Origin of the sequence: Methylophilus sp. TWE2, assembly GCF_001183865.1 — a bacterium.
In the GTDB taxonomy this organism is placed as follows: Bacteria; Pseudomonadota; Gammaproteobacteria; order Burkholderiales; family Methylophilaceae; genus Methylophilus.
Genome location: NZ_CP012020.1, coordinates 1,567,833 through 1,592,665, shown reverse-complemented (window position 1 = coordinate 1,592,665; position 24,833 = coordinate 1,567,833). Strand labels below are relative to the sequence as shown.

General features: G+C 47.1%; 26 protein-coding genes, 1 tRNA gene and 1 other RNA gene. 6 read left to right on the top strand and 22 right to left on the bottom strand.

Features of this window, described 5'->3' with window-relative positions; translation table 11 throughout:
* Positions 1–308: 308 nt before the first annotated feature.
* Positions 309–398, top strand: a tRNA-Ser gene (locus tag ACJ67_RS07735).
* Positions 399–636: 238 nt separating this feature from the next.
* On the opposite strand, the gene ACJ67_RS07730 is transcribed toward ACJ67_RS07735, so the two are convergent.
* The 6 genes from ACJ67_RS07730 to cmk form a co-directional block, all read right to left on the bottom strand.
* The gene (locus tag ACJ67_RS07730; protein WP_049638576.1) at positions 637–951 is read right to left on the bottom strand and encodes a ComEA family DNA-binding protein; all 315 of its coding nucleotides are present in this window, start codon (positions 949–951) and stop codon (positions 637–639) included.
* A gap of 104 nt (positions 952–1,055) precedes the next feature.
* Positions 1,056–1,751, bottom strand: coding sequence for an orotidine-5'-phosphate decarboxylase (gene pyrF, locus ACJ67_RS07725; protein WP_049638575.1), 696 nt, complete (start codon positions 1,749–1,751; stop codon positions 1,056–1,058).
* Between the two features lie 34 nt (positions 1,752–1,785).
* Positions 1,786–3,018: a lipopolysaccharide assembly protein LapB gene (gene lapB, locus ACJ67_RS07720; RefSeq protein ID WP_049638574.1), complete on the bottom strand. Its 1,233-nt coding sequence runs from the start codon at positions 3,016–3,018 to the stop codon at positions 1,786–1,788.
* 129 nt (positions 3,019–3,147) lie between these two features.
* Positions 3,148–3,435 carry an integration host factor subunit beta gene (locus tag ACJ67_RS07715; protein WP_018985241.1) on the bottom strand — a complete coding sequence of 96 codons (288 nt, stop codon included), beginning with the start codon at positions 3,433–3,435 and terminating at the stop codon, positions 3,148–3,150.
* Between the two features lie 14 nt (positions 3,436–3,449).
* Positions 3,450–4,946 (bottom strand): 30S ribosomal protein S1, encoded by a 1,497-nt coding sequence (gene rpsA / locus ACJ67_RS07710; protein ID WP_124551649.1) that lies wholly within the window; start codon positions 4,944–4,946, stop codon positions 3,450–3,452.
* Between the two features lie 178 nt (positions 4,947–5,124).
* Positions 5,125–5,802 (bottom strand): (d)CMP kinase, encoded by a 678-nt coding sequence (gene cmk, locus ACJ67_RS07705; RefSeq protein WP_049638573.1) that lies wholly within the window; start codon positions 5,800–5,802, stop codon positions 5,125–5,127.
* Between the two features lie 92 nt (positions 5,803–5,894).
* Between cmk and ACJ67_RS07700 the strand changes: the two genes are divergently transcribed.
* Complete coding sequence (locus ACJ67_RS07700; RefSeq protein WP_049638572.1) at positions 5,895–6,113, top strand: DUF2061 domain-containing protein; 219 nt, start codon at positions 5,895–5,897, stop codon at positions 6,111–6,113.
* On the opposite strand, the gene aroA is transcribed toward ACJ67_RS07700, so the two are convergent.
* Positions 6,114–7,394, bottom strand: a complete 1,281-nt coding sequence (gene aroA / locus ACJ67_RS07695; RefSeq protein ID WP_049638571.1) for a 3-phosphoshikimate 1-carboxyvinyltransferase — start codon at positions 7,392–7,394, stop codon at positions 6,114–6,116.
* Between the two features lie 13 nt (positions 7,395–7,407).
* Positions 7,408–8,277, bottom strand: a complete 870-nt coding sequence (locus ACJ67_RS07690) for a prephenate dehydrogenase/arogenate dehydrogenase family protein (RefSeq protein WP_231587122.1) — start codon at positions 8,275–8,277, stop codon at positions 7,408–7,410.
* A gap of 82 nt (positions 8,278–8,359) precedes the next feature.
* Here ACJ67_RS07690 and ssrA point away from each other — a divergent pair.
* Both ssrA and ACJ67_RS07685 read left to right on the top strand, forming a co-directional pair.
* Positions 8,360–8,724, top strand: a transfer-messenger RNA (tmRNA) gene (gene ssrA / locus ACJ67_RS14630).
* Between the two features lie 569 nt (positions 8,725–9,293).
* Positions 9,294–10,130 (top strand): PEP-CTERM sorting domain-containing protein, encoded by an 837-nt coding sequence (locus ACJ67_RS07685; RefSeq protein ID WP_049638569.1) that lies wholly within the window; start codon positions 9,294–9,296, stop codon positions 10,128–10,130.
* A 94-nt stretch (positions 10,131–10,224) separates the two neighbouring features.
* On the opposite strand, the gene ACJ67_RS07680 is transcribed toward ACJ67_RS07685, so the two are convergent.
* A complete protein-coding gene (locus ACJ67_RS07680) occupies positions 10,225–10,596 on the bottom strand; it encodes a hypothetical protein (RefSeq protein WP_049638568.1) in 372 nt (123 codons plus the stop codon).
* Positions 10,597–10,892: 296 nt separating this feature from the next.
* On the opposite strand from ACJ67_RS07680, the gene ACJ67_RS07675 reads away from it, so the two are divergent.
* Positions 10,893–11,810: a DNA-binding protein gene (locus ACJ67_RS07675; protein WP_197080587.1), complete on the top strand. Its 918-nt coding sequence runs from the start codon at positions 10,893–10,895 to the stop codon at positions 11,808–11,810.
* A 53-nt stretch (positions 11,811–11,863) separates the two neighbouring features.
* Here the strand turns inward: ACJ67_RS07675 and ACJ67_RS07670 are convergent, their stop codons facing one another.
* The 12 genes from ACJ67_RS07670 to smc all read right to left on the bottom strand — a co-directional run bounded on the left by ACJ67_RS07670 (position 11,864) and on the right by smc (position 24,004).
* Entirely contained in the window at positions 11,864–12,625 is a 762-nt protein-coding gene (locus ACJ67_RS07670) for a hypothetical protein (protein WP_049638566.1), read from the bottom strand.
* Between the two features lie 9 nt (positions 12,626–12,634).
* The gene (locus tag ACJ67_RS07665; protein ID WP_049638565.1) at positions 12,635–13,531 is read right to left on the bottom strand and encodes a response regulator; all 897 of its coding nucleotides are present in this window, start codon (positions 13,529–13,531) and stop codon (positions 12,635–12,637) included.
* Positions 13,528–14,022, bottom strand: coding sequence for a hypothetical protein (locus ACJ67_RS07660; protein ID WP_049638564.1), 495 nt, complete (start codon positions 14,020–14,022; stop codon positions 13,528–13,530). Before ACJ67_RS07660 ends, ACJ67_RS07665 begins: the two co-directional genes overlap by 4 nt.
* A gap of 200 nt (positions 14,023–14,222) precedes the next feature.
* Positions 14,223–14,546 (bottom strand): helix-turn-helix domain-containing protein, encoded by a 324-nt coding sequence (locus ACJ67_RS07655; RefSeq protein WP_197080586.1) that lies wholly within the window; start codon positions 14,544–14,546, stop codon positions 14,223–14,225.
* Position 14,547: 1 nt separating this feature from the next.
* Positions 14,548–14,928: a hypothetical protein gene (locus ACJ67_RS07650; RefSeq protein ID WP_049638562.1), complete on the bottom strand. Its 381-nt coding sequence runs from the start codon at positions 14,926–14,928 to the stop codon at positions 14,548–14,550.
* On the bottom strand, positions 14,925–15,314 hold the full coding sequence (locus ACJ67_RS07645; RefSeq protein ID WP_156171657.1) for a VC1465 family Xer recombination activation factor: 390 nt from the start codon (positions 15,312–15,314) through the stop codon (positions 14,925–14,927). Before ACJ67_RS07645 ends, ACJ67_RS07650 begins: the two co-directional genes overlap by 4 nt.
* 74 nt (positions 15,315–15,388) lie before the next feature.
* Positions 15,389–15,577 (bottom strand): hypothetical protein, encoded by a 189-nt coding sequence (locus ACJ67_RS07640; protein ID WP_049638560.1) that lies wholly within the window; start codon positions 15,575–15,577, stop codon positions 15,389–15,391.
* The gene (locus ACJ67_RS07635; RefSeq protein WP_049638559.1) at positions 15,564–15,962 is read right to left on the bottom strand and encodes a hypothetical protein; all 399 of its coding nucleotides are present in this window, start codon (positions 15,960–15,962) and stop codon (positions 15,564–15,566) included. Before ACJ67_RS07635 ends, ACJ67_RS07640 begins: the two co-directional genes overlap by 14 nt.
* A gap of 165 nt (positions 15,963–16,127) precedes the next feature.
* Positions 16,128–17,006: a tetratricopeptide repeat protein gene (locus ACJ67_RS07630; protein ID WP_049638558.1), complete on the bottom strand. Its 879-nt coding sequence runs from the start codon at positions 17,004–17,006 to the stop codon at positions 16,128–16,130.
* A gap of 1 nt (position 17,007) precedes the next feature.
* Positions 17,008–19,074 carry an NAD-dependent DNA ligase LigA gene (ligA, locus tag ACJ67_RS07625; RefSeq protein ID WP_049639824.1) on the bottom strand — a complete coding sequence of 689 codons (2,067 nt, stop codon included), beginning with the start codon at positions 19,072–19,074 and terminating at the stop codon, positions 17,008–17,010.
* A 2-nt stretch (positions 19,075–19,076) separates the two neighbouring features.
* Positions 19,077–20,441, bottom strand: a complete 1,365-nt coding sequence (locus tag ACJ67_RS07620; RefSeq protein WP_049638557.1) for a cell division protein ZipA C-terminal FtsZ-binding domain-containing protein — start codon at positions 20,439–20,441, stop codon at positions 19,077–19,079.
* A gap of 53 nt (positions 20,442–20,494) precedes the next feature.
* Positions 20,495–24,004, bottom strand: coding sequence for a chromosome segregation protein SMC (gene smc, locus ACJ67_RS07615; RefSeq protein WP_049638556.1), 3,510 nt, complete (start codon positions 24,002–24,004; stop codon positions 20,495–20,497).
* Between the two features lie 86 nt (positions 24,005–24,090).
* On the opposite strand from smc, the gene queF reads away from it, so the two are divergent.
* The gene (queF, locus tag ACJ67_RS07610) at positions 24,091–24,537 is read left to right on the top strand and encodes a preQ(1) synthase (protein ID WP_049638555.1); all 447 of its coding nucleotides are present in this window, start codon (positions 24,091–24,093) and stop codon (positions 24,535–24,537) included.
* Positions 24,538–24,688: 151 nt separating this feature from the next.
* On the opposite strand, the gene ACJ67_RS15000 is transcribed toward queF, so the two are convergent.
* The gene (locus ACJ67_RS15000; RefSeq protein WP_231587121.1) at positions 24,689–24,787 is read right to left on the bottom strand and encodes a PEP-CTERM sorting domain-containing protein; all 99 of its coding nucleotides are present in this window, start codon (positions 24,785–24,787) and stop codon (positions 24,689–24,691) included.
* Positions 24,788–24,833 lie beyond the last annotated feature (46 nt).

The window sequence follows — 24,833 nt, the reverse complement described above, 5'->3', positions numbered from 1 at the left end:
CTTTTTCTATTAATATCGTAGCAGAACTGCTCTCCAAACCGCTGACATACAATCGCAATTGAATATCGCGATAAACATACACTAAATCCTTATTTTATAAGGCTCAGGCGTCTGTTCGTGTGCTAAACATTAAACCTTCATAGTCACAAAAGCAAGCTTTTTTAGCTAAGTGCTTGATGATTTATAAGATATCAGAGTGGTATTTTAGAGTGGCTTTTGCTGTGAAATTGATGAATCCAATAACCAGAAAAATTCTTTCAAATGATTTGGCGGGATGGCGTTTTATGGGTATAATCGCGCCTTCTTTCGGAGAGATGGATGAGCGGTTTAAGTCACCACCCTGGAAAGGTGGCATAGGGGCAACTCTATCGAGGGTTCGAATCCCTCTCTCTCCGCCAAATACGAAAAGCACCTTTAAGGTGCTTTTTTTATGCGTGAGTGGGATACGAACCCGAGTATAAATAAAGGGCAGGTTCGACTAGCCTGAACATCAGTGAAGGCTGGACGCCGACAGCGGAGGCGGTCTTGAGGCGAATGCCGAAAGATGGCATCGCCACAATCCCTCTCTCTCCGCCAAATACGAAAAGCACCCACCAGGGTGCTTTTACTTTTTGTTACTCTATCCAACTAATCTACTTATTTCTTTTTCTCACCTAATTTTTCTGTTTTGACGATAGCTTCAGCAGATTGTGGTTTTTTGCCGCCAATACTGACATCTTTTTTAAGATTTGCCAAAGTAGCCTGACCAATACCAGGGACTTGGTCTAACTCATCTACAGATTTGAAACCACCATTCTTTTTGCGGTAATCAATAATGGCCTGTGCTTTTGCAGGCCCAATGCCGTTCAGGCTTTCTAATTCCGCTTGGCTGGCAACATTGAGATCAACAACTGCATATGCAGCAGGCAACAACATGAGATACATCAAATAACCCAGTATGACTTTTTTCATAAATCCTCCGTTATAAAAATAAAAACAGGCTTAGGAGCCTGTTTTTATTCTACATAGAGGTGATCCTAATAAAGGATTCGCACCCACCGTTTAATTAATATATGTTAAATATTTTTAATTATTGTGTTTATTGCAACAACTGGGTCTGCGGCCTGTGTAATGGGGCGCCCAATGACAAGGTAATGAGCTCCCAACGACAACGCCTGTTCAGGGGTAACTATTCTCGTTTGATCATCCTGACTGGCATCTTGGGGGCGGATACCAGGCGTGACCAGGCAAAAGTCATCGCCTAAAGATTGCTTGAGCATGCTGGCCTCTTGTGCAGAGCAAACAACCCCGTTCAGGCCGGCTTGTTTGGTAAGGGTTGCTAGTGCCAAGACATGATCGTTTAACGAACGCTGAATACCCAGACTATGTAATGTGGCTTCATCCATACTGGTCAACACTGTGACTGCGATCAAAAGGGGAGCACGGTCGCCAAACACTTTATCCAGGCCTTCACGGGCAGCCTGCATCATTGGCAAGCCCCCACTGGCATGCACATTAAGCATCCATACCCCCAGATTGGCTGCCGCCTGACAGGCTTTGGCAACGGTGTTAGGGATATCGTGGAATTTGAGATCCAGAAACACATCATAGTCGCGCTTGACCAAAGATTCGACAAAAGCGGGGCCTGCCGCTGTGAACAGCTCCTTGCCAACCTTAAGTTTGCAGAGTGATGGTTCCAGTCGATCTACCAGCGCCATGGCAGCGCTGGCATCGGCATAGTCGAGGGCGACAATTATTTTGCTATCTGTCATATAAGGATTTAAAAGATGGGTTAAATAGAGCGCATCACTTGCGTTTGAGCAATTTGATATCGCGAATGGTGGCCTCTGTAGGCTCTGGCGGCAAAGACTCCCAGGCATTACAGGCGGGGCATTGCCAGTGATATTGTTTGGCGCGGAAACCACACTGATCGCAATAATAGGCAGCACGGTCGCCAATCGCATTGCGGACAGTTTGCTGCATCAATTGAAGATCATGTTGCGCATCATCTTGCATCGCTCGCGCCTGTAATAACTGATCCAGTGATTTCAGGCTGGGTTTGCGGATGAGTTCGTTACGTGCAAGCTTTGCGGCCTTTTCAGCACCTTCTGTTTGCAATGTCGCTTCATATAGTACCGACATGATGCTGCTGATCTGATAGGTTTCCAGATATTCATGCAGCTGGTTTAGCCCCTCGCTCAGTCCCTTGCCAATCTGATGACTGGTTTCAGTGTCACTTTCACCATATAGCAGTGAATAGCTTTTGAGCATTTTCTGTGCGACCAAACCTAAATGTTCTGGAGATTGCATTTCAATACGTTTCCAGAAAGCAATCGCGTCACTATGATGGCCTTGTTGTGCCGCAATATCCCCAAGCAATACATTGGCACGCACACAGTTTTTATTCGCATCTAGCGCTTGTTCCAGCTGGGTTTTAGCGTGTTTCCAATCCTGACTGATCATGGCATTGGCAGCTAACTCGCAATAATACTGTGCAACCTCTTTACGGAAAGAAATGCCGGATGAGCGCTCTAACTCGATGGCAATGGCAATGGCTTGTGACCACTCACGTTCCTTCACATAGATTTCAAGCAGGTGGCGCAGGGCGGCCTGCTCATAACGCGTATTGCGCAAGGTCAGGAACAACTCTTCAGCTCTATCATATAAGCCGGCCTTGAAGTAATCCTGAGCCAGTTCTACCTTGATAGACGTTGATTGCTGCTCAGTCAGCTCATAGTTTTCCAATAGATTCATGTGCAGGTGAATTGCACGGTCAGTTTCACCTGTACGGCGGAAGAGGCTACCAAGCACAAAATGCAGCTCCAGGGAATCTTTATTCAGGTAAAGCGCTTCACTAAACGCATCCACCGCTTTGTGATATTGGTCTGCAATCAATAGATTCAGCCCTTTGAAATAAGTGGCTGGCAGGGAGGTTGACTCGGCAATCAGTTGCTTGATATCCACGCGGGCTGCAATCCAGCCCAAAGTAAAAAAGAGTGGCAAAATCAATAGCCACCAGTATTCAAATTCAACCAGCATAGGAGGTCTCTTTTCAGAACAGGCCTTATTTTACCCAAGCCGCTAAGGATGCGCCATGTATATACAAATGGCAGGTAAAAAAAACGGTATCCGAAGATACCGTTTTTTTTGACTGTTAATTACAAAAAATTAAGATTCGATAGCATCTACCCGGTCACGCAGCTCTTTACCAGCCTTAAAGTGAGGGACATATTTAGCCGGAACTTGCACCTTGGTGCCTGTTTTTGGGTTACGTCCCAAACGGGGCGGGCGGTAATTGAGGCTAAAGCTGCCAAAACCGCGTATTTCGATACGCTCGCCTGTGGCCAGATTTTCCGTCATTGCATCCAGAATGGTTTTGACGGATAACTCGGCATCTTTCAGCACTAATTGCGGAAAGCGTTGGGCAAGCAGATCTATCAGTTCAGATCGTGTCATGATCTAAAGCCTTCTTATTTTTTGCTGTCCAGTTTGGCTTTCAACAAAGCACCCAGGTTAGTTGTCCCTGCAGAAGCTTCGTCAATCATCACATCATCAGCCTTGGCTTTCTTGGCTTTTGGTTTGCCGCCTTTGTCTTCGCCGATTGGTGCGCTGTTGCCACTTGGATCTTCAGTCAACTGCTTAACGCCCAGGGAGATACGCTCTTTCTCAACATCAATACCCAAGATAACAGCTTGTAGCTCGTCACCTTTCTTGAAGTTGCGGATCGCCTCTTCGCCAGACTGTGTCCAGGACAGGTCAGACAAGTGTACCAAGCCATCAATGCCACCTGGCAAGCCGATGAATACACCAAAGTCAGTGATAGACTTGATCTGGCCAGATACTTTGTCACCTTTAGCATGGGTAGCAGCAAAGTCATCCCATGGGTTTGGTTTGCACTGTTTCATGCCCAAGGACAGACGACGACGGTCTTCGTCGATTTCCAGAATCATGACTTCAACTTCGTCACCCAATTGAGCGATTTTGCCTGGGTGGATGTTCTTGTTGGTCCAGTCCATTTCAGAGACGTGTACCAAACCTTCGATACCTGGCTCAACTTCAACAAACGCACCGTAGTCAGTCAGGTTAGAAACCTTACCAAACAGGCGTGTACCAACTGGGTAACGGCGGCTCAATGCCACCCATGGGTCGTCGCCCAATTGTTTGATGCCCAGGGAAACACGGTTTTTCTCTTGGTCAAATTTCAGGATCTTGGCTTCAACTTCTTCACCAACGGTCAGCACTTCAGATGGGTGCTTCACGCGGCGCCATGCCAGGTCAGTGATGTGCAGCAGGCCATCGATACCACCCAGATCCACGAACGCGCCGTAGTCAGTGATGTTTTTAACGATACCTTTGATCACAGCACCTTCAGTCAGGCTACCCAACAAGGCTTCACGGTCAGCACCCAGGGTGTCTTCCATGACTGCGCGGCGGGAAACCACGATGTTGTTACGCTTACGGTCCAGTTTGATGACTTTGAAATCCCACTCTTTGTTTTCGTAAGGAGTGGTGTCTTTTACCGGACGAATGTCTACCAGTGAACCTGGCAAGAATGCCATGATGCCGCTGACAGAAACACGCAGACCGCCTTTAACACGGCTGCTGACAAAACCTTTGACCACGCGGCCTTCATTCATGGCTTCTTCCAGATCCAGCCATGCTTGCATTTTCTTCGCTTTTTCGCGAGAGAGTTGTGTAGAACCAAAACCATCTTCCAGTTTTTCAATCGCTACTTTAACGAAGTCGCCAACAGCAACTTCCAGCTCGCCTTGAGCATTTTTAAATTCGCTAGCGTTGATCACGCTCTCGGATTTCAGGCCAGCGTTCACGATAACGAAATCATTGTCTACAGACACTACTTCGGCGGTGATCACTTCACCTGCGCGCATTTCCTGGCGGGCCAGGCTTTCTTCGAAGAGGGCTGCAAAAGATTCCATGGAGGAGGATGTATTAGAAATAGAAGCCATTAAAAAATTGTCCAATTTTTACTCGCATGAACGACAGACATCTTTCAGCGAGCCATTGCAACGCAGAGGCGCAAACAATGGAAAAGGTTTAAAAAATATTGCCCAAGCATGACTTGAGCAATCCGAATCCAAAACTATACACAAAAAAATTATTGAGTTCAATGACTTATGCAGATTTTTATGCGTTTTGCCCGGCTTTTTTAAAGGCTTCGATAATGATGTTGACGGCTTGTTCGATGTTCTTGTCGGTGGTGTCGAGCAAAATGGCGTCTGGCAGTTGTTTTAAAGGCGCGGCAGCTCGCTGACTGTCACGCAAATCGCGCTGTTGTAAATCAGCCAATATCAACGCGTAGTCAGCGGCTTCACCACGGCTTATTAATTGATCGTATCGGCGCTTAGCTCGGGTTTCTACGCCCGCGGTAAGAAATACTTTCAAACCTGCATCAGGAAAAATGACCGAACCGATATCACGCCCATCGCCCACCAGTCCTGGTGCCTTTCTAAAGTTACGCTGCGCCTGGAGCAAGGCGGTGCGTACTTCAGGATGTACTGCCACTTCTGAAGCGCCTTTACCCATTTGCTCAGACCGTATCTCTGAGCTGACCTGCTCCCCAGACAGATAAGCCTCGCCATGCTCAAACCTGATATCAAGGTTAGCGGCTATTTGAGCCAACGCGTGTTCGTCTGACCAGGCAACTTGTTGTTGATAGGCCGCGAATGCGAGCAACCGGTAGATGGCGCCTGAGTCCAGGTAGTGGAAACCAAAATGTTTTGCCACACGTTCAGCAACACTGCCTTTACCGGAGGCAGATGGCCCATCAATGGCAATCACAGGAGGGAGTAAGGATTCTTTCATAAATTTAATTTATCAAACACTTAAAAACAATGAATTGGATTTTGATTAATCGGCTTTATATCATGGCTACATCGTTACTTAAGGAGCACCTCATGATTAAGACTATGTCATTTGCCATGCTGCATTTCAGCGTTGCTTTTAGTATTGCCTACCTGTTCACAGGGAGCATTCTAGTGGGTGGTCTCATGGCGCTGGTCGAGCCTGCCTGCAACACAGTCGTATTCTATTTTCACGAACGCGCCTGGCAACGTCATCAGCATGGCGCAGACTCAACAGAACCTGACGAGCATGAATGGGCATACGCGGCCTGATTAGTGAGCAATGTCGGCAAATACCTTAAAGTACTCTGGGAACGTTTTACCCACGCATTTGGGATCGTTAATCGTAATGGGGACGCCTGCCAGGCTGATTAATGAAAAGCACATGGCCATGCGGTGATCATCATAAGTATCAATCACCGCATTAGGCGTGAGCTGCGCTGGCGGAGTCACCTGAATAAAATCTGAGCCTTCAACGACGGTCGCCCCCACTTTGCGTAACTCTGTGGCCATAGCGGCAATGCGGTCGGTTTCTTTGACACGCCAACTGGCAATATTGCGCAGGGTGGTTGTGCCTTCAGCAAACATCGCCATGACGCCCAATGTCATCGCAGCATCTGGAATATGGTTACAGTCCAGGTCAATGGCTTCTAAAGCAGCAGTTTTCTCTGCACGTACATGGTTCTCACCATAGCTGATACGACCGCCCATCAAATTGGCTGCTTCTGCAAAGCGGATATCGCCCTGGATGCTTTTTTCACCAACGCCCTGAACAGTGACATCCCCAGCCAGGATACCCGCGGCAATAAAGTAAGAAGCGCTTGAAGCATCACCTTCTACATAGATTTCGCCTGGTGATTGGTAGCGGACTGCGGCGGGGATATAAAAACGCTGCCAGCCATCTCGTTCAACGGTGATACCAAAGCGTTGCATCAGGTTGAGGGTAATTTCGATATAAGGCTTGGAGATCAATTCACCCACAACCTCAATGGTGGCGGCTTGACCGCTGAGCGGTAACGCCATCAGTAATGCCGTCAGGAACTGGCTGGAAACATCGCCACGGATTTGAATTGGTTTGCTGACATCCAGTTTGGCTGGGGAGATTTGCAGGGGAGGGTAGCCCTGATTTCCCTGATAAGCAATCTGTGCACCGACTTGCTTTAAAGCATCAACAAGATCACCAATCGGACGTTCGTGCATTCTGGCAATCCCATGTAAATGATATTCCCCCTTAGACAACGCAAGAGCGGCGGTCAACGGCCTAAATGCGGTACCTGCATTGCCTAAAAAAAGATCCGCTTGCTTATTGGGAAAATTGCCACCACAACCTGTCACCCGCCAGGCATTTTCGCCAATATTCTCAAGCTGCACACCTAATGAAGTCAGAGCCTCCAGCATCCTTGCCGTGTCATCCGAAGCAAGCAGGTCGCGAATAATCGTGACGCCATCGGCCAACGCTGCCAGTAATAATGTTCGGTTTGAGATACTTTTAGATCCTGGCAGGGTAATGGTGCCTTGAGCTTGATGTGCAGCTGGTAAATGCAATTGTTCCATAACAGTATGCTAATTATTGAATTTTAGTTTTGGCCCAATCGTTGCGGGCACGGCTGGCGTGTTCAAATAGGGTTTGCAACCCATCGGCATCTGCCTTTTCAAGCAGGGCGGTCATTTCACTCAAGGCCTGCTGGTAAAGCTTGAGTTCGCCTAGCAGAGCCGTTTTGTTGGCGAGAGCAATGTCACGCCACATTTCAGGATGGCTGCCGGCAATGCGCGTAAAATCTCTGAAACCACTCGCCGCAAACTTAAACAGCAATTCGGCATTGTCTCGTTTAGCCAGGTCCTCTACCAGGGCAAATGCCAGTAGATGAGGTAAGTGGCTGACAGCCGCAAAAACACTATCATGCTCCTGAGGGCTCATTCTGGACACCATGGCCCCACATTGTTGCCAAAGTGCGGTGACTTTGTCTATCGCTGTTGACTGTGTATCTGCGTCCGGCGTCAGGATTACATTTTTGCCAATATATAAATCAGCCATGGCAGCCGCTGGGCCGCTTTTTTCAGCACCGGCAATCGGGTGCCCCCCGACGAACTGGTCAAACTTGTCACCTAACTCAGCTTTTGCATAAGCCATCACATCCGATTTTGTGCTGCCAGCATCAGTAATGATCGTCGCCGCATTTAAATGCGGGCGAATCGAACGTAAAATTGCAGGCGTTTGTGCCACGGGGGCGGCGATGAGTACCAGGTCGGCATCTTGCATTGCATGGGCAACGTCTGTTTCAGCGACGTCAATCAAACCCAGTTTCAGCGCTTCTTGCAGGCTTTGACCAGATCGGCCAACACCCACCACTTGAGGGATAATTGCCTGTTTTTTCAGTGAGAGAGCAACTGATCCCCCGATTAAACCTACCCCAAAAATCACAATTTTTTTGAACATAGTCGAATTGTACCATGTCATAGAAACGCGCTCTTAAGTTTGGCTCCCCAAGCTTTAAGGCGTATAATCGCAAGATTGCATTGGGGCTGACCCGGTTTCGACGTGGGTTGCAAAGCAGTGCAGGGCATACCGAGGATTCAGGTTCCCTCGTAAATCCATCTGAACAAGTATAGTCGCAAACGACGAAACTTACGCTCTGGCTGCTTAATCCAGCCGGACGCTGCACCGAAGAGCCTCTCGGTCGGGCCGGGTAACCGGCAGCAGCGTCATTTAGAGAGGATCGTGTCTTACCGGGTTGCTTGGTAAGGCATTAAATCCAAGGCAACTCGCTAGTCATCTGCTTGCTCGTTGGTGGGTGCCTGGTTAAATATAAACAACACAGCTAAGTATGTAGAACTGTCTGTGGAGGGCTTGCGGACGGGGGTTCAATTCCCCCCAGCTCCACCAATTACCAAAATCAAGAAATACCAAAACACCTCACAAACCCGCTTAAATGCGGGTTTTTGTTTATCTAAACATTGTCATGACGTATCACAAGATTGATTGACATATAGGACACTTTTTCATTGATAGCTTGATGCGGGTAGTCGCTGGTGAGGATTCATACAACCAACAGAAGGATTTTGTTGTCCAGTTGTGTTCGATTGCAAGAGATTTAGACTGCCATATCCATTTAGTACATTACGCCCGCAAAGGTGACGAAGCAATAATACCTGGGCGATATTAGCAAAAGGGTCAGGTGCAGTTGCTGATAACGTCGCTGATAGCCTTATTGTATGGGCTAATAAACAGGGCCTGCCTGATAAGCCGCAGGTTATGTTGAATTGCGACAAGCAAAGACATGGTGAATGGGAGGGAAGTTTAGCCTTAAGGCTAGATAGTGACACCATCACCTTTAGCGTATGTTGATCAAGCTTCTTGGTAACTAGTCCGCATGGTCTATTAAAGTGTGGCTGCTTGTCACAAAGATAATATTTAATGACCACTAAATTTATCTAAAAATTAGTGGCGTATTTATGTTTAATTTCTCAGACATGCGAATTATTAATAAGACTTTCGTTACTGGAATTCTCACCATTAATAGCTTAGCTGCCAATGCTGCATTAACTTCATACAGCTCGAACGGTGTTGATTTAGTCTATAGCTCAGTCAGTAATGTGACTTGGACCAAAGATGGTAATTTACTAGGTAGCATGATTGCTAACAGTAGTGATGCAAATGCTAATGGAACGAAAGACGTCATAGAAGCAATTCTTGAAGCAAGCGCCGGAAAAAGTTATGGCAGCACTACTGAATACTATTTAGACGCATCCAGCTTTGAATCAAATGGACAGACGACATGGTGGGGAGCGCATGCCTTTATCAACTACCTTAATAGTATTAACTATGCTGGAAATAATCAGTGGCGTTTACCAACTGTGACAGCACCTGTAAATGACGATTGCACAACAGGTTATAACGGTAGTACTTATTGTGGGTATAACGTAGTCACAAATGGTTCTGCGGTGGGTAATGAATATGCCGAGCTATTTAATGCGGAGTCAATTGGCAGACCTTTACTCGACAAAGATGGGAACTATCAATTTTATGCTGGGATAAAAGACCCCGGCAGTTTATTTGACAACGAGCAATCTGATGCTTATAGCACCGGAACAGAGTTCGCTTCAGACCCAAACTATGCGTACCACTTTGGAACCAGTGCGGGCAATCAGTATATAACCGCTAAAGGTTACAGATTTTTCACTTGGGCCATTACAACAGGTCACATAACAACCGTGCCTGAGCCTGAAAGTACAGCAATGTTGTTTGTAGGATTGGGTTTGATAGCATTTATAGCGCGCCGCCGCATTTAATACTAATAATCAATACTTCTGTTTGGTTGACCCCAGCACAAAAGACCACTTCCAGTTGGAAGTGGTCTTTTTTATCTGCTTTTGTAGGTGCATGCTATCTGTATAATTTTTTTAATCCAATACAGAACCTGCGTTTCGTGATCATATTCATTTGGTCAAAAATCATATTTTTCCATAAGAATTTTGCTTTGATCACCTCTACATCTGACGCAGTTACCTGTTGCAAACGGGATACTTTTCGGTGACGCCTCCTAAACTCGGCAAACGCACAGCTTTTAATTTTCTCAAGTTTACTCACCGGCGCAGCGAGCTTACCAGACATCCAGCGATGAAAAATGGCAGGTTTAGCGTTTACCAACCTGACAGCTTGATGCGGTGTCAATGTCCCCAAATAGTCGCCAATTTTGAGGCTCCATCTCAATGATTCTTGCGTATATAGTTTTTTGTATTTTCTTTTATTTTTCATCCTTTTCCTCTCCTGATATGACAAATTTCCACTGCGCTAAAAATATTAACACATGACAAAAATATGTTAATTATCCTGTGGCAACATCTGCAGATGTTGCGTAATAAAAAATCTATTCAGTCAAATTAAAATATAAAAATCAGACAGTTAACTTGTTGCAAAAACACGAGTAGATTGCCTTCAATACAAAAATTGAGTCCTTAGAAAATCAATATACGCAATTTTTTGCAAACTAAATGCGTCAGGTTTTTGTCACAAAAATGTAAGCAATCCCAGAATTGATAAAGATGATGAGCTTGACGCATACAGACGAAATTAAACTGGTTCAAGATGTAGAGAATTTACGCGTTCAATTTCCCCAAACAAAAGAGCTATATCGTGAGGTCTGCCGTTTAATGTTTTTTAGATATGGCATTCAACCCACGGCAAATAAGTTATATCAACTTGTACGCAAAGGAACGATGGCAACGCCGACCCAGGCGGTCAATAGTTTCTGGTCAGAACTCAGGGAAAAAAGACGCGTAGATATTGAGCAGCCAGGCTTACCAGAATCATTACGTGAATTTGCTGGGGAAGCACTCAGCACTTTATGGAAGGGCGCATTGGAAGTTGCCAAGCAAAATTATCAAACTAACCAATTTGAAATCGATGGCAAGCAACACACGAACAAGCATGAGCTGGAACAATACAAATCCCAATTAAAGCATCTTGAGGAGCGTTATGCGCTACAGCAACGAGAACTCGAGCATGCAAAAAAACAGCTGCAAGAAGATGAAAAAAGAAGACTGATTGATAGTCAGGTACTAGCAACACATAAAGAAACAGTCATCACTTTGCAAAACGAGAAAGCAACGCTGGAGGCGTCCCTCAAAAACATGAGCCATGAGTTCACGGCAAAAATACATAAATTGCATGCCGCACTGAAAATGGCTGATGACCGTTATAAGAAGCTTGAATCGAAATCAGTCATTGAACTTGATCGAGAGCGGCAGCGGGTTTATAAATTAGAATCCGAAATCGCCGAGCTAAAAAAAGCATTGTTAAAAGAACATGCTGCCACCAAAAGTCAAACGGCGAAGAATCAAAAGTTGGTCAACGAACTACGCGAAAACATAAGCCTGATTAAGGGCCAGTTAAAAGATTCCCAAAGGCAACAACTGGTGGCATCCAATAAGCTAAAACAGATTGAAAGAAAAAAACCTCTTTTAAAATAAAGAGGCGTAATAATGGTTTCTCATCCTGATGCTCGATGAGTTGAAATAGATTGTTATGAAAGGCCTATAAACCGCTCTTCAATAAACTCTTTTTCAATTGTGTTGCGTCGCATTTCATCTTGTAACGCCACCAGTTTTGCTTCAAGCGCTTGTTTTTCTTGTGTTAACACTTGAACCTCTTGTTGCAATGGGGTATCTGCGTTAGCGGAGGAGAGCGTTTGAGCAGTCATATTGCTGAGTCGCGCGATTTCTTCCTTGAGGCTTGCCATCATGCTATCTGACTCCTTAGCATCGGCTCTAGCCTTCATGACCATCGACTGGTAGCTTTCAATTCTTTTACGCATTGCCGCCATTTCGGCATTCTCATCCATAGAAAGATAATTGCCTCTTCTTAGCTGGTGAGTAATTTCTTCCAGACTGGACTGCAACTTGGAAATTTCCTGCATGACAGATTCATGCGGTAGCTCTGCGTTAGACCTGGTTGATCCAGGAGATTGATTGGGTAGCAATAAATCATCAACGCACTCAAGAAGCTCTTGAGAGACTTTATCAAACCGCTGTAACATATTGATTATCATGGGATCTGGTTGTGCAGAATCATTCTCCATATTTGAGAAACGTCGGTCTAGTATGGTGCAAAGTGTTTCAAGTTTATTGGAAGAACTTTGAAGCTCGCTATGGCATCGCCCCAATGCATTAAAAAACTTTTCTTGTTGCATGGTATTGCTGAGCAATAATTTAACGAGCAATACCGCCGCACCACAACTGATGATGAGTGCAAGGCTACCAACAATCTCAGTGAAACTGTAAGCCATACATGTCCCTTAAATTAGCTTAAGGTAGGTTATATAACCCACACCTATCCCTGGCACAGTTAACTTATAGTCTGTACGCCCTTCATTCGAGGCAAGAGACATTTCCAGCCGGGGGAACTGCCTGTTAACGATACTTGAACGGGCGAGTTTAAGGGGGCCATTTTTATACCCAATCGATAACCCTGCACCAAATTCATCCATAAATTTTCGTGCTTCGTCCAGCTGTTCATTAGCCGCAGTGCCATTTTTGACAATGGACAGAATCATTGACTGCTGATCATTGTGGACGCCCCATAATACTCCGACGGCCCCCATATCCATAATCGCCAATGCATTGACCGGAGGCGTTTTACCGTTTTCACCAAATAAACCAAGGAAATTATTTTCACTGAAGTCGGCCAGTGCCAGTGGAGGGCAGGGCTCGAAAGTAAATGGTTCGCCTTTCAACAGCGTCGACAGGGTGTTTATTGTGTTTTTTAGCTCATCAGGGACTGTGCTTGCTTTCGCAGCGCCATTCAGTGGTACAAAGCGTACCAACTGCGTCCTTAAGTCCATATCCTGAAAGGGCTTATTAATGACGAATTTCGCACCACTTTGATATGCCAACTCGATTTTTTCTTGGCTGGACTCAGTCGTCACAAACCCAATTGGAATCTTGTTTCCATAAGTCTGGGAAACATGCTGGCAAAATTCAAGCCCACTGATTTTATGCATATGCCAATCAGTAATGATTAAATCTGGCTTGAACTTCTCAAGGATATCCATGGCAGATTCGGCATCGCTTGCACTCTGAATTTCCAGTTTTGGATAGTTACAGGATTCAATCACTCGTTTAATAATGCTCTGGATCGCCCGGCTGTCATCCACAATCAAAAATTTGGCTACACTGCCTGTTGATGTGCTCATGATAAAAGTACCCCTGAAAACGCATTTTTTACGTCGAATATAACGAGATTCACCAGATCTTCATTCGGCTTTTCGCTAACGAATAACCTGCTGAAAGTCGCATCTTTTTGTAATTTAAAAAACTCTTCTAATGGAATCTCTTGTGGCAGACCCAACTCACTGTTTTTGTCCACAATCAAACCACCACCTAAAATATTGCATGTTTCTTTTTTTGCATCCTGGACGTCAGCTGCAGAAAGTGTTTCTTTGGATAGACCAAACATATGTGCAGCCACTTTAATGGCTTCTGCATCGTCCAATATCAAACCAATCGCGATCGACTCGCGTTGAGGCTGACTATCTACAAATAAAGGTAAGATGACAGCCATGAGGTTTTCATGATTGTGAAATGTGTAGTGATTACTTTCCTTAAATTCGAAAGCCTCGCCGCTCACAAATGACCATGACTCTGATATTTTTTTCATCATGTCAGGGGTGGGTAATAACTGCATATGGCATCTCCCTATATTGAATTGTGATGGTACACATGTTTGGAATTCACAAATTGCCGATAAATGAGATGAAATCATGCTAATCCAATCTTATTACATCAATATATTCGCATAATGTATAGCGGGGTAAATGCAGGATTTCTACCTTGGGAGTTTTTCCTGTTTCGTCTCCCGTGTGGGTTTCAGCCAGTGAAGGAATTTCATTCTCCTTTCTTGATTTTCTGATTGTTGAACTTGCCAGTATTCCAGCGTTTTCCGCGCTGTTTTAATGGCTGTATGCCTTGATTGCGATACTTTTCAATAGCGGGGCCACGGGTGCCGATGGTTCGCTGAAATGGATAATCAACGCGCCATGACTGGCCTTGCTTTGTGCCTTTCAGCTTGCCATCAATGAGCATTTGCCGAACCCTGCGGGTTGAAATCTCGAAGTATTCGGCGGCCTTTTCAACCGTGCAGCCGACCGTATAACCTCGGTCGTCATAGTAGAATTCGGGCTTTTTTGAGAGGGAATAGTTTTTTTTCATGCTAAACACCTCCAAACCCATGCAGGGCGCGCCTTAGCGGGCTATTTTGCCGTTTTCCTTTTATCTCACCCATGAGACTTTCTTCGCTGGTTATTAAGAAGACGAAGCCAGAATCATCCATGTGCTGTTGCAAACCGCGATCACGCTTCGCGTGACTGCGGTTTGCAATCAGCCCATTCATAAAACCGTCTTCAGGGCGCGTAATAAGCATGGGTTGAGTGCAGAGGGCAGGGACACGCGGAAAAAAAGCTTGTAGCGCGTTAGATTGCTGTCTGCATGGGGGATTAAGGCATCCCCCATCCCCCCGCGATATTTTAAAAACGCTTGTCGTCATCGCTTGGCGCTCTTCCTCCGCGCTTTTTTTAAAATGAAAGTAACTCATCGTTTAAACCTCATATGCGGCAGCAAGGAGACGCGTTCACTGTCAGGTTGAGAAGTGACAAGCCGCAGAACCTTAGCGGGTTGCTGGAGTTGTCGTTTTGCCATTTTTTGATTACAGTCTGCTAGCCAGTAGCGAGCCATCGTGAAGTAATTTGCGAGATAAGTGAGTTCGTGAGGTTTGAAGGCTCTACCCGTGGGAGAATAGAGGGCGTCAGCTCTAATCGTCCAGCCTTCCCAAACTTGATTTAAAAACTCGCCATTGGCTTTCATGCGCAGCAGCTTAAAGGCAGCATAGGGAATGCGGGCGGATCCGCATTCCCAGTGTGCAACCGTTCGGCTGGTCACATGTAGCAACTTGGCTACATCTTCTATCGTTAGTTTGTTCATTAGCCTTATCAATCGAAAATCATCAGGGTTTATGGGCTTGTATGGCTTGCGCTTGTATCGCTTAGCCTTACGCTTCAAGGCTTAGGCAAGAGTTTGGCTGGAGGGTAAATCCACCATTTCTTGGTCAAAGGATGTTTACGAGCACCAAAGATGCGGCCTTGCTTGCAATACTTGTAGACCACGACTTCTGACAAGCCAAGATTGCGGGCAAAAGTAGCCACTGAAATGGGCTCTCTGTTGGATTGGGCATTAGATGTACTCATGGCCTGCAATCCTTAATGTTTCGCCTTTAGGCAGGTTAAATACATCAGGCTCAAAGTTTTCAGCGTATTGGTCATTCAGAAACTCGCTGGCCATGCGTATCTGTTTGTCTTGAGCATTTGTATATGCATCGCAAAGGGCATCAATCATCTGGTGCAAAGCCGGTTGCATGGTGCGGGGGTCGCTGACTTGGTCAGCCGAGAACTTGAAGCCGAAAGACTCTTGAACGTCTTGAATTTGTGTCTTCACAAAAGCCAGGTCAGAAGCTGGGGTTTCAAGTGATAAGTGCGCATCGAGAACACGCAAAGCGGCAAAAATAATTTTTGCTTGCTGCTGGTTAATTTGATGCAAGATAACTGCGTCAGAAAATGCCGGAAATTTTTTCATGTTTTCGTCTCCAAAGGGTTAAAAGTAGGAGGTAGAAAAACTGCAAAACTATTCCGCTAAATGATACGGTTAATTTCGTATAATGTATATTATGTTAAATAATGGAAATACTAAAAAACTCAGCCTGTCTCAAGCTGAGTTTTCGGCTACCTGCGCGTGATAACCCTATTTTGACTTTGCGAGTAATTCATCGAGTTCAGGGTCTTTATATTGCATTGCAATCGCTTCAGCTTGTTTCATTAATTGATCAGCTCCAGCAATATCACCTTCAGCACGTTTTACTTCGGCCCAATAAATCGCCGTCTTAGCCTCATAAAACAGGCCACCATTCTCACTGGCATATTCCATCAGACGCTGATAGGTTTTACTTGCACCTACAAGATCTTTCTTGGCGACAAATAATTTACCCAAGACTAAACTGGCTTCGGCATATTGATCAGGCGTGCCAGATTTACGCAGCATCAGCACGCCTTTGAGTTGGTACTCAATTGCTTTATCAGTCTGCTGCATTTGCTGGTAAACCAGGGCCTCATGTATATAGCTGTCCGCTCGCTCGTCATCATTCATGGCCAGCTTCTCGCCAGCTTCAAATGCTTTCAATGACTCTGTATATTGTCCGATTTCATAATAGGCTTCGCCAATTAAATTATGCGCAATACGGCTATAACGGCGCATCTCTTGCTGCTCACTTAATTTGAGCGCCTGCTGATAGCTATCAATAGCCAAAGCGTGCGTTTTGGCTTCAAGTTGGGCATTGCCCAACAACATATATGCGGAGATTAAATCCAGGCCATTAGGTTTGAGCGCAATGGCTTGCTTAAAACTGTCTAGCGACGCGGCATTCTGGCCTAAAGCAGATTGCGCCCGGCCTTTACATAACCAGAATCCGGCTTGGTCGACGTGCTGTTCCGCGATGGCGATCGCCTGAGTGTATTGTCGATTTTTTATCGCAGCATCGCATGAATCCAGGCTGGCATCCTTGGAAAAAGATTGATTTAAAATCAATACATTGATGATTAAAGCTAAAGTAATTTTAGAATTCATCTTAAAATAAATCCGGTTGTTTTGATGAAGCCTCAGAAGGCTTTTTCTCGCTATTTTTTAATGGTTGCAGCATCTCAAGCAATGCCGATTCTTCCAGGATAGGGATATTCAGCTGTTGCGCTTTTTCAAGTTTGCTGCCCGCCTCCGCACCCGCCACCACGTAACTGGTTTTGGCGGAGACACTGCCGCTGACCTTGCCGCCTGCAGCTTCAATCATGGCTTGCGCCTGATCACGCTTCAGCGTAGGGAGTGTACCGGTTAAGACGAAGGTTTTCCCGGCAAAAGCAGTCGAGGTGCTCGTTTTGGCAATATCCGCCCATTGCACCCCCAGAGCCCGCATGGCAGCGATCACCTCACGGTTATGGGGCTCATCAAAAAATTGAAAGGCAGCCTCAGCCACGACAGGACCAACATCATGGACTTGCATTAAGCTCTCGACACTGGCTTGCATCAGGGCTTCCAGGCTACCGAAATGCTGCGCGAGATCTTTGGCAGTCGCTTCGCCCACATTACGGATACCAAGCGCATAAATAAAGCGTGCCAATGTGGTGGTCTTACTCTTTTCTATGGCAGCCAGCACATTTTGGGCTGACTTCTCTGCCATGCGATCCAGCCCGGCAAGCATAGGTAAGCTAAGGCGGTAAACATCATCCAGATGATGCACCAGATTGCGCTCCACCAGTTGATCAACCAGTTTTTCACCCAGGCCTTCAATGTCCATGGCGCGACGTGATGCAAAATGCGTGATGGCCTGTTTACGCTGCGCGGGGCAGATCAGTCCGCCGGTACAGCGTGCAACCGCTTCATCTTCAAGGCGAACCACATGCGAACCGCATTCCGGACATACGGAAGGCATGATTAATAGGCGGGCATCAGCGGGACGCAACTCATGCTTTACCAAGACCACTTCCGGGATGACGTCCCCTGCCCGCCTTACCACCACAGTGTCGCCGATATGAATATCTTTGCGTCGCATCTCGTCTTCATTATGCAACGTGGCATTGGTGACGGTGACCCCGCCCACAAACACCGGCTTTAAGCGTGCGACCGGGGTAATGGCGCCGGTTCGGCCAACCTGCACAGTGATATCTTCGACCAGCGTGGTCGCTTCTTCTGCCGGGAATTTATGGGCCACCGCCCAACGCGGGGCACGCGAGACAAATCCTAAAATATCTTGTAATTCAAAAGCATTGACTTTATAAACCACGCCATCAATGTCAAAAGGCAAACTGCTACGCTTTTCACCAATCTCGACATAATAGTCACGCAATCCCTGTGCACCTGTTTTTAGGCCACGTAATGTTGAGACTGGGAAACGCAAATGTGTAAGGTATTGCATGGCTTCAGCATGTGAATGCAGTTCTGGCGTGCCGTCACTGGCTCCCAAACCGTAAGCGAAGAAATGCAAAGGGCGTTTAGCCGTAATATTAGGATCTAGCTGGCGCAGACTCCCCGCAGCAGCATTACGTGGATTAGCAAACAGTTTGCCCCCTACTGAAGCCTGTTGCTGATTTAGTTTTTCAAAATCCTTTTTCAGCATCAAGACTTCACCACGGACCTCAAGTAGGGCCGGCGGATTGGCTATATTAAGGCAGCTTGGAATCGCACGGATGGTTTTGAGGTTATGTGTGACATTTTCTCCAGTGTAGCCATCACCACGTGTGGCCCCTTGCACAAAAACGCCATGTTCATAGGTCAGTGTAATTGCCAGGCCATCGAATTTAGGCTCAACCGCATATTCGACCTGTGATTCACCTGTGGCCTCGCGAACACGCCGGTCAAAAGCTTCAAGCTCCTGATCGCTGAACGCATTATTCAGTGACAGCATGGCCTGGCGGTGTTTCACACTGTCAAAAGCCGAAATAGCCTGCCCACCAATCCGCTGACTGGGCGAGTCTATCGTAATCAGTTCAGGATATTGCTGCTCAATCTCTAGCAGTTGCCGGTAAATGCCATCATATTCATTATCACTGACTAACGGGGCATCCAGCACATAATAGTGGTAGTCGTATTCGGCAATGCGCTGCTTGAGCTGTTGTAAAAGCAGCGCAGCTTCTTGGGGTGACATCATTAAGAAAAGAGGCGTTTAGCGTGGCTACTGCCGGGAACAATCCCTTGTGCGGCCATTGCATTGGAAATATTTCTGAGCTGCTGGCGGATTTTATCCAGTTGCACGTCACCAATCGGCTTGCGATTAACATCAATCAAGCTGCCACTTAAACTACTTGCCATATTTTGTGCAATCTCAACCATATGATCAAACACCTGCAAACTATTTGGGGTAGTAGGAATATCCAGCTGAAAGGTCATGCCAGTCATCACAGCAGATTTCAACATGTCTGCAGAAAATGGTTTGCCTTCATAATTACGGACAGAGAATTCTAATTGGCCTAGTGTATTGAACAACTCGAAACGTCCCTCATCGCTCAACTGCATGCCGCAGGCTTCAGCCAGCCCACGCAGCTTGGTCGCATGGAACATGCCCTGGTTGGCGAGCACATGAAACTCAACAGCCTTGTCAACCTCAATGCAGAAAGCATCAATGGACTGCGCTTGCTGCGAGGGTTCATAACCGCCCTGCCAGCTCACGGTCAGGCCTAATGCACGCGCCAACGTTTCCATGGATTTCTGGAAGCGTTTCAGGGTTTCTTCATCCACGGGACCACCCCGGTCAGCCAGTTGCAAGCTACAGGCTACTTGGCTGGCTGGCGTCTGGTCTTGCATGGCTTTGGCATCCAGGCTCAGTACGTCCTGCCAGTCCCCGCTGATCGAGCTTTGTGCCCACAAAGTGGCATGTTGCGGAAAAGTTCTGACCTCAGCTTGCATATCCTCCAGCTCGGCCAGCATGACACCCAAGGGTGCATCTATCAGGCCAACCCAATCCATGGCGGTGTGCACAGCAGAAGGTAGCGCTGGATTTTCTGCCACTACTCTAGGAGCTGATAACGGTTCGAATTCATTTTCTTCAGGAAGTTGTGCAACTTCAGGAATCGATTCCTGGGCAACCAGTGAAGGTATCTCAGCCACTGGCGCTACAACGGGCTGTATGCTTGAACCAAAGTGATCAGGGTTAGACGACGGATTTGAGCCAGGCTGTTTGTTTAAATTCAAACCGTTTTTGTCACCCACAGGCTTTTTAGATGAGGTTGCTTGACTCACGGAAAAGTCAGGCTCAACCTTTGGAGACTGGCGCACACGAGGTTCGGACATCCAGCCTTCAACCTCTTCTGACACAGCCTGTTTTTCGGCAGCATTTCTCTTGAAGGATTCTTTTTCTTTGCTGGATGACTCAGTATCCAGCACATCGCCACGCGTATGGCTAAAGCGGTATTCAACGTCTCTGCGATATTTTTTTTCCTGCCACCAGTTAAACACCACCACTGCCAGAACGATGCTGACCCCTAGCAACACCAATATCATCCACAAATCAGACATGTGACCTTACTTATCCTTTAAAACGCTTGCGTAATAATACAACAAAACTGGCATTAAGCCGCATGCATGCGGATCGCTTCTTCGATATCTACATCGACAATCCGTGATACGCCCGACTCCTGCATGGTGACGCCAATGAGCTGTTGAGACATTTCCATGGTGATTTTGTTGTGTGACACGAAGAGAAACTGTGTTTTTTCGGACATCACGCGTACCAGCTGGCAAAAACGCTCGGTATTACTATCATCCAGCGGCGCATCCACTTCGTCCATCAGGCAGAATGGCGCTGGATTTAAACGGAACAAGGCAAATACCAGCGCCATTGCCGTTAATGCCTTTTCGCCGCCAGACAGCAATTGAATGGTGGTATTTTTCTTGCCCGGAGGCTGTGCAAACACCTGCACACCCGTGTCCAGGATTTCATCCCCTAGCAACTCCAACTTGGCATTTCCACCATTAAACAGTGTCTGGAACAGCTCGCCAAAATTGCGGTTGGCTTCATCAAAGGTTGCGCGTAGTTTTCCACGTGTTTCCCGGTCAATTTTCTGTATGGCTTCATCCAGTGTTTCACTGGCCGTTAGCAAATCTTTGAGCTGGCTGTCCAAATAACCTTTGCGCTCTTTTTCTGTCGCCAGTTCTTCAATGGCCGCCATGTTCACAGGACCCAATTGCTGGATTTGCTGCTGCAGTTTCTGTGTGGCTTGCGCCTGGGTTTGCACAGATGTTAATAAATCCAGCCCTTGCTGAATGTCCTCTTCATTCAGCCCAGTGTCTGCCAGCGCCTGCTGACATTGTTCTACTTGCAAACGGCATTCCTGCTGCTTGAGGCGCTTTTGCTCCACAGCATCGCGCAAAGGGTGTAATTGCTGCTCTACCTGCATGCGGTCGCGTTCCTGCTGCTGCAATGCCGCCTCTTGTTGTGCCAACTGGTTTCTGGCCTGCGCGAGCGCCTGCTCACAGTGATGCTGCTGCGTGAGCGCCTGCGCCAAATTGGCTTTAAGTGCCTCCATATTACTGATGGTTAACGCTTGCTCAATTTCAGCCAGACGGTGTTGTAAATGTTCAGTCTCCTGCGCGTTGTAGACCAGACGTTGCTGCAAGTCATTGACGGCATTTTTGAGCAGAGTTTGCTCGAACTCTTGCGATTGCTGGGCCTTTTCAGCCTGTTGCACGCTGTCACGCAGATTGAAATAACGTTGCTCAGTTTGCTGTTTGTGCGATTGCGCTTCGCGTGCCGCTTGCTCCAAACCAGCGAATTGCGCTTCATATTCAGCCATCCGGCCCTGTGCTAAAGCCAGCTCATTACCCAGGCTCGCTTGTTTGGCTTCAGCCTGCGCCAAATCCTGTTGCAAGGAGGTTTGCCGGCGCACAGCGTTATCATGCGTTTGCTGAATACTTGAGACCTGCATTTGCAATTCGTGCATACTGGTCGTGAGTTGCTTGATACGCTGATGCGATTGCTGCTGCTGTTGGCGAATGACTTGCAAATCCTGTTCTATGCGCTGCGTAAGCTGCTGGCTTGAGAAAACGGCTTTTTGTGCAGGCTCAAGATCAGCCTGCAGGCTATCCAGATGCTGTTGCCGTTCCAAGACACCTTGCATGTGAGTCTGGCGTCCGTGATACACCACACTATACCGCTGGTAAACATCACCATTTCTTGTCAATAATGATACGCCAACGGGCAACTGGGACTGATACTGTGCCAGTTGCTGCATATCTTCCAGGACGTACACACCCGCCAGCCAATGTTGCAAGGCACCAGCCACAGCGGGTTGCTTGATCGTCAACAAACTATACAAGCTGGGCAATCCCTGCCATTGCGTAGCGCTAGCTTCACTCACCTCAGCTGGCTGTGCAACCGCCAGTGCCGCGTGCGGATGGGGCCACTGTGCCCAACCGGATAATTGTTCAGGCAACAAGGCATTCAATTTATGGCCAAGAAACGCTTCCAGTGCCGATTGCCAATCAGACTGAATCTGCACAGCCTGCCATAGGCGAGGTACCGATTGCAGGCCTGTTTTTTGCAACCAGGGCCCCAACTGCTGGTCTTGCTTGCTGCTTTGCTGCAATTTCTGCAGGGACTGGATTTCAGCTTCCAGCTGATGCAAATTTCGCTGGGCCTGCTGCCAATCTTGCCTGGCCTGTTGCAAGGCTTGCTGCTGGCTGTTCTCCTGACTACGCAGCTGATTTAAAGACTGCTCTTCATTATCCAGCGCAGCTTGCTGGTCAGTTAACTGCTGTTGATAAAGCGACATTACCTGCATATCCGGTAATGTCCACTGTTCTAATTCACGCTGCAATTGCTGTAAACGCTGTGATACCTCATTAAGGTTTCGTTGTAAAAATTGCGCATTATTTTGCTCCAGTTGCGTCTGCTGGCGGCTGTGCTGCACAGCCTGTTGTGCCTGATGCGCCGCTTGCTGGACGAGTTGCAACTGTGCTGACTGCTGAGGCAAGCCCTGTTGCAACATCCGTAACGCCTCTGCCTTCTCGGCAACCGTTGTTTCTGCGAGGGCGAGGGCTGCTGTCTTCTCAGACAATTGCACCTGTAACTGCTGATATTGCTGGCCACTGCGTTCACGCTGGGCATGTAATTGTTGCTGCTGTTGTAATAAACGGTCACGCGCTTCTTCGGACTGCTTGACCTGTAAGGAAAGATTAGACACCTGCGCATTGGCCTCATAAAAGGCGGCTTGTGCAATGTGCAATTGGTTGGAGGCATCTTGATGCTGTTGTCGGCTCAACTCCAGTTGCAATTCACTACTGCGTAAAGCTGCCATTTGGGCTTCTAGTCCATTCACGGCCTTTTCTACCGCTTGCGAAGCAGCTTCATAAGCCAGCACAGCATCTCTCTTACGCAACCACCACCACTGTGCCTCAGCCAGCTTAAAGGCTGCCTGCAAAGCATGGTATTTTTGTGTGACTACTGCTTGGGCCTCAAGCTTGATAATCTGTTTATTGAGTTCACGGGAAATGTCCTCTACTCGCTCCAGATTCTCGCGGGTATCGCGTAACCTGAGTTCCGTCTCCCGCCTGCGCTCCTTATATTTACTGATGCCGGCAGCCTCTTCGAGGAACACACGCAACTCTTCAGGCCGTGCTTCTACAATCCGTGAAATCGTATTCTGGCCGATAATTGCATAAGCCCGCCCACCAAGGCCAGTCCCCAAAAAAAGGTCTGCAACATCGCGCCTGCGCACGGCAATATTATTAATGTAATATGTCGAGCCTTTATCTCGCTCAATCACTCGTTTGACGGAGATTTCAGCATACTGGCTCCACTCACCGCTCGCGCCGCCAAGGCTGTTATCAAAAATCAGTTCAACACTGGCACGTGAAATGGGTTTTCGGTTGGATGATCCGTTGAAAATCACGGCATCCATGGCATCGGCACGCATTTCTTTTGCTGATGATTCACCAAGTACCCAACGCACTGACTCCATGACATTGGATTTGCCACAGCCGTTAGGACCAACCACCCCTACACGCTGTCCATGCAGGTGAATGGTGGTCGGATCGACAAAAGACTTGAACCCCGCCAGTTTTAAATGTGTCAGACGCAAAGTAAGAAAACCGCTTATAAGAATTTGAATAGTCGCTTAAGCGTTATAATACCCATTTTTACCAAGAAACAACCAAGAAGAGTGCAATGAACGAACATTTACTCGGTGGCAAACCAACGGCCCAACCTAGCAAAACACTGGAAACTTTTGATAACCCCAACCCTGGCCGAGACTTTCATATTCATATGGAAATCCCGGAGTTTACCTGCCTGTGCCCAAAAACCGGCCAACCTGATTTCGCAGTGATTTACCTGGACTACATTCCCAACAAATTATGCGTGGAATTGAAGAGCCTGAAGCTGTATATCTGGTCATTCCGCGATGAAGGCTGCTTCCATGAAGCCGTGACCAACCAGATTCTGGACGACTTGGTCGCTGCGATTGATCCAAAATTTATGCGTGTCACCGCCAAATTCTATGTGCGTGGCGGGATCTTTACCAATGTCGTGGCAGAACATCGCGCCGCGGGTTGGCAACCGCAACCATATGTTGAGTTATCGCAATTTTCTGCGCAAAGTAATATCCGCGGATAAGCTCAAGCAAAAAGATCACGCCCGGTCCTGCCGGGCTTTTTATTGTGAGGTGTAACCCCCACCTCCAGACCAATCCTGGCCCTGTTCATACCTATGAAAAAGCCCCACATTCCGTGGGGCTCCAGTGGTTTATTTAACGTTTCCGTCAGAGTTACCTTTTTCTAAGGACGATCACGCCAATGAGCCCCAAACCAATGGCAATTAAACTCATGCTTTCTGGCTCTGGCACAGGTGTGCTAATAGAGGTCATGGCGTACGCCCCTGTTGAAACTATCAATCCTGTGACAAAGATTAAT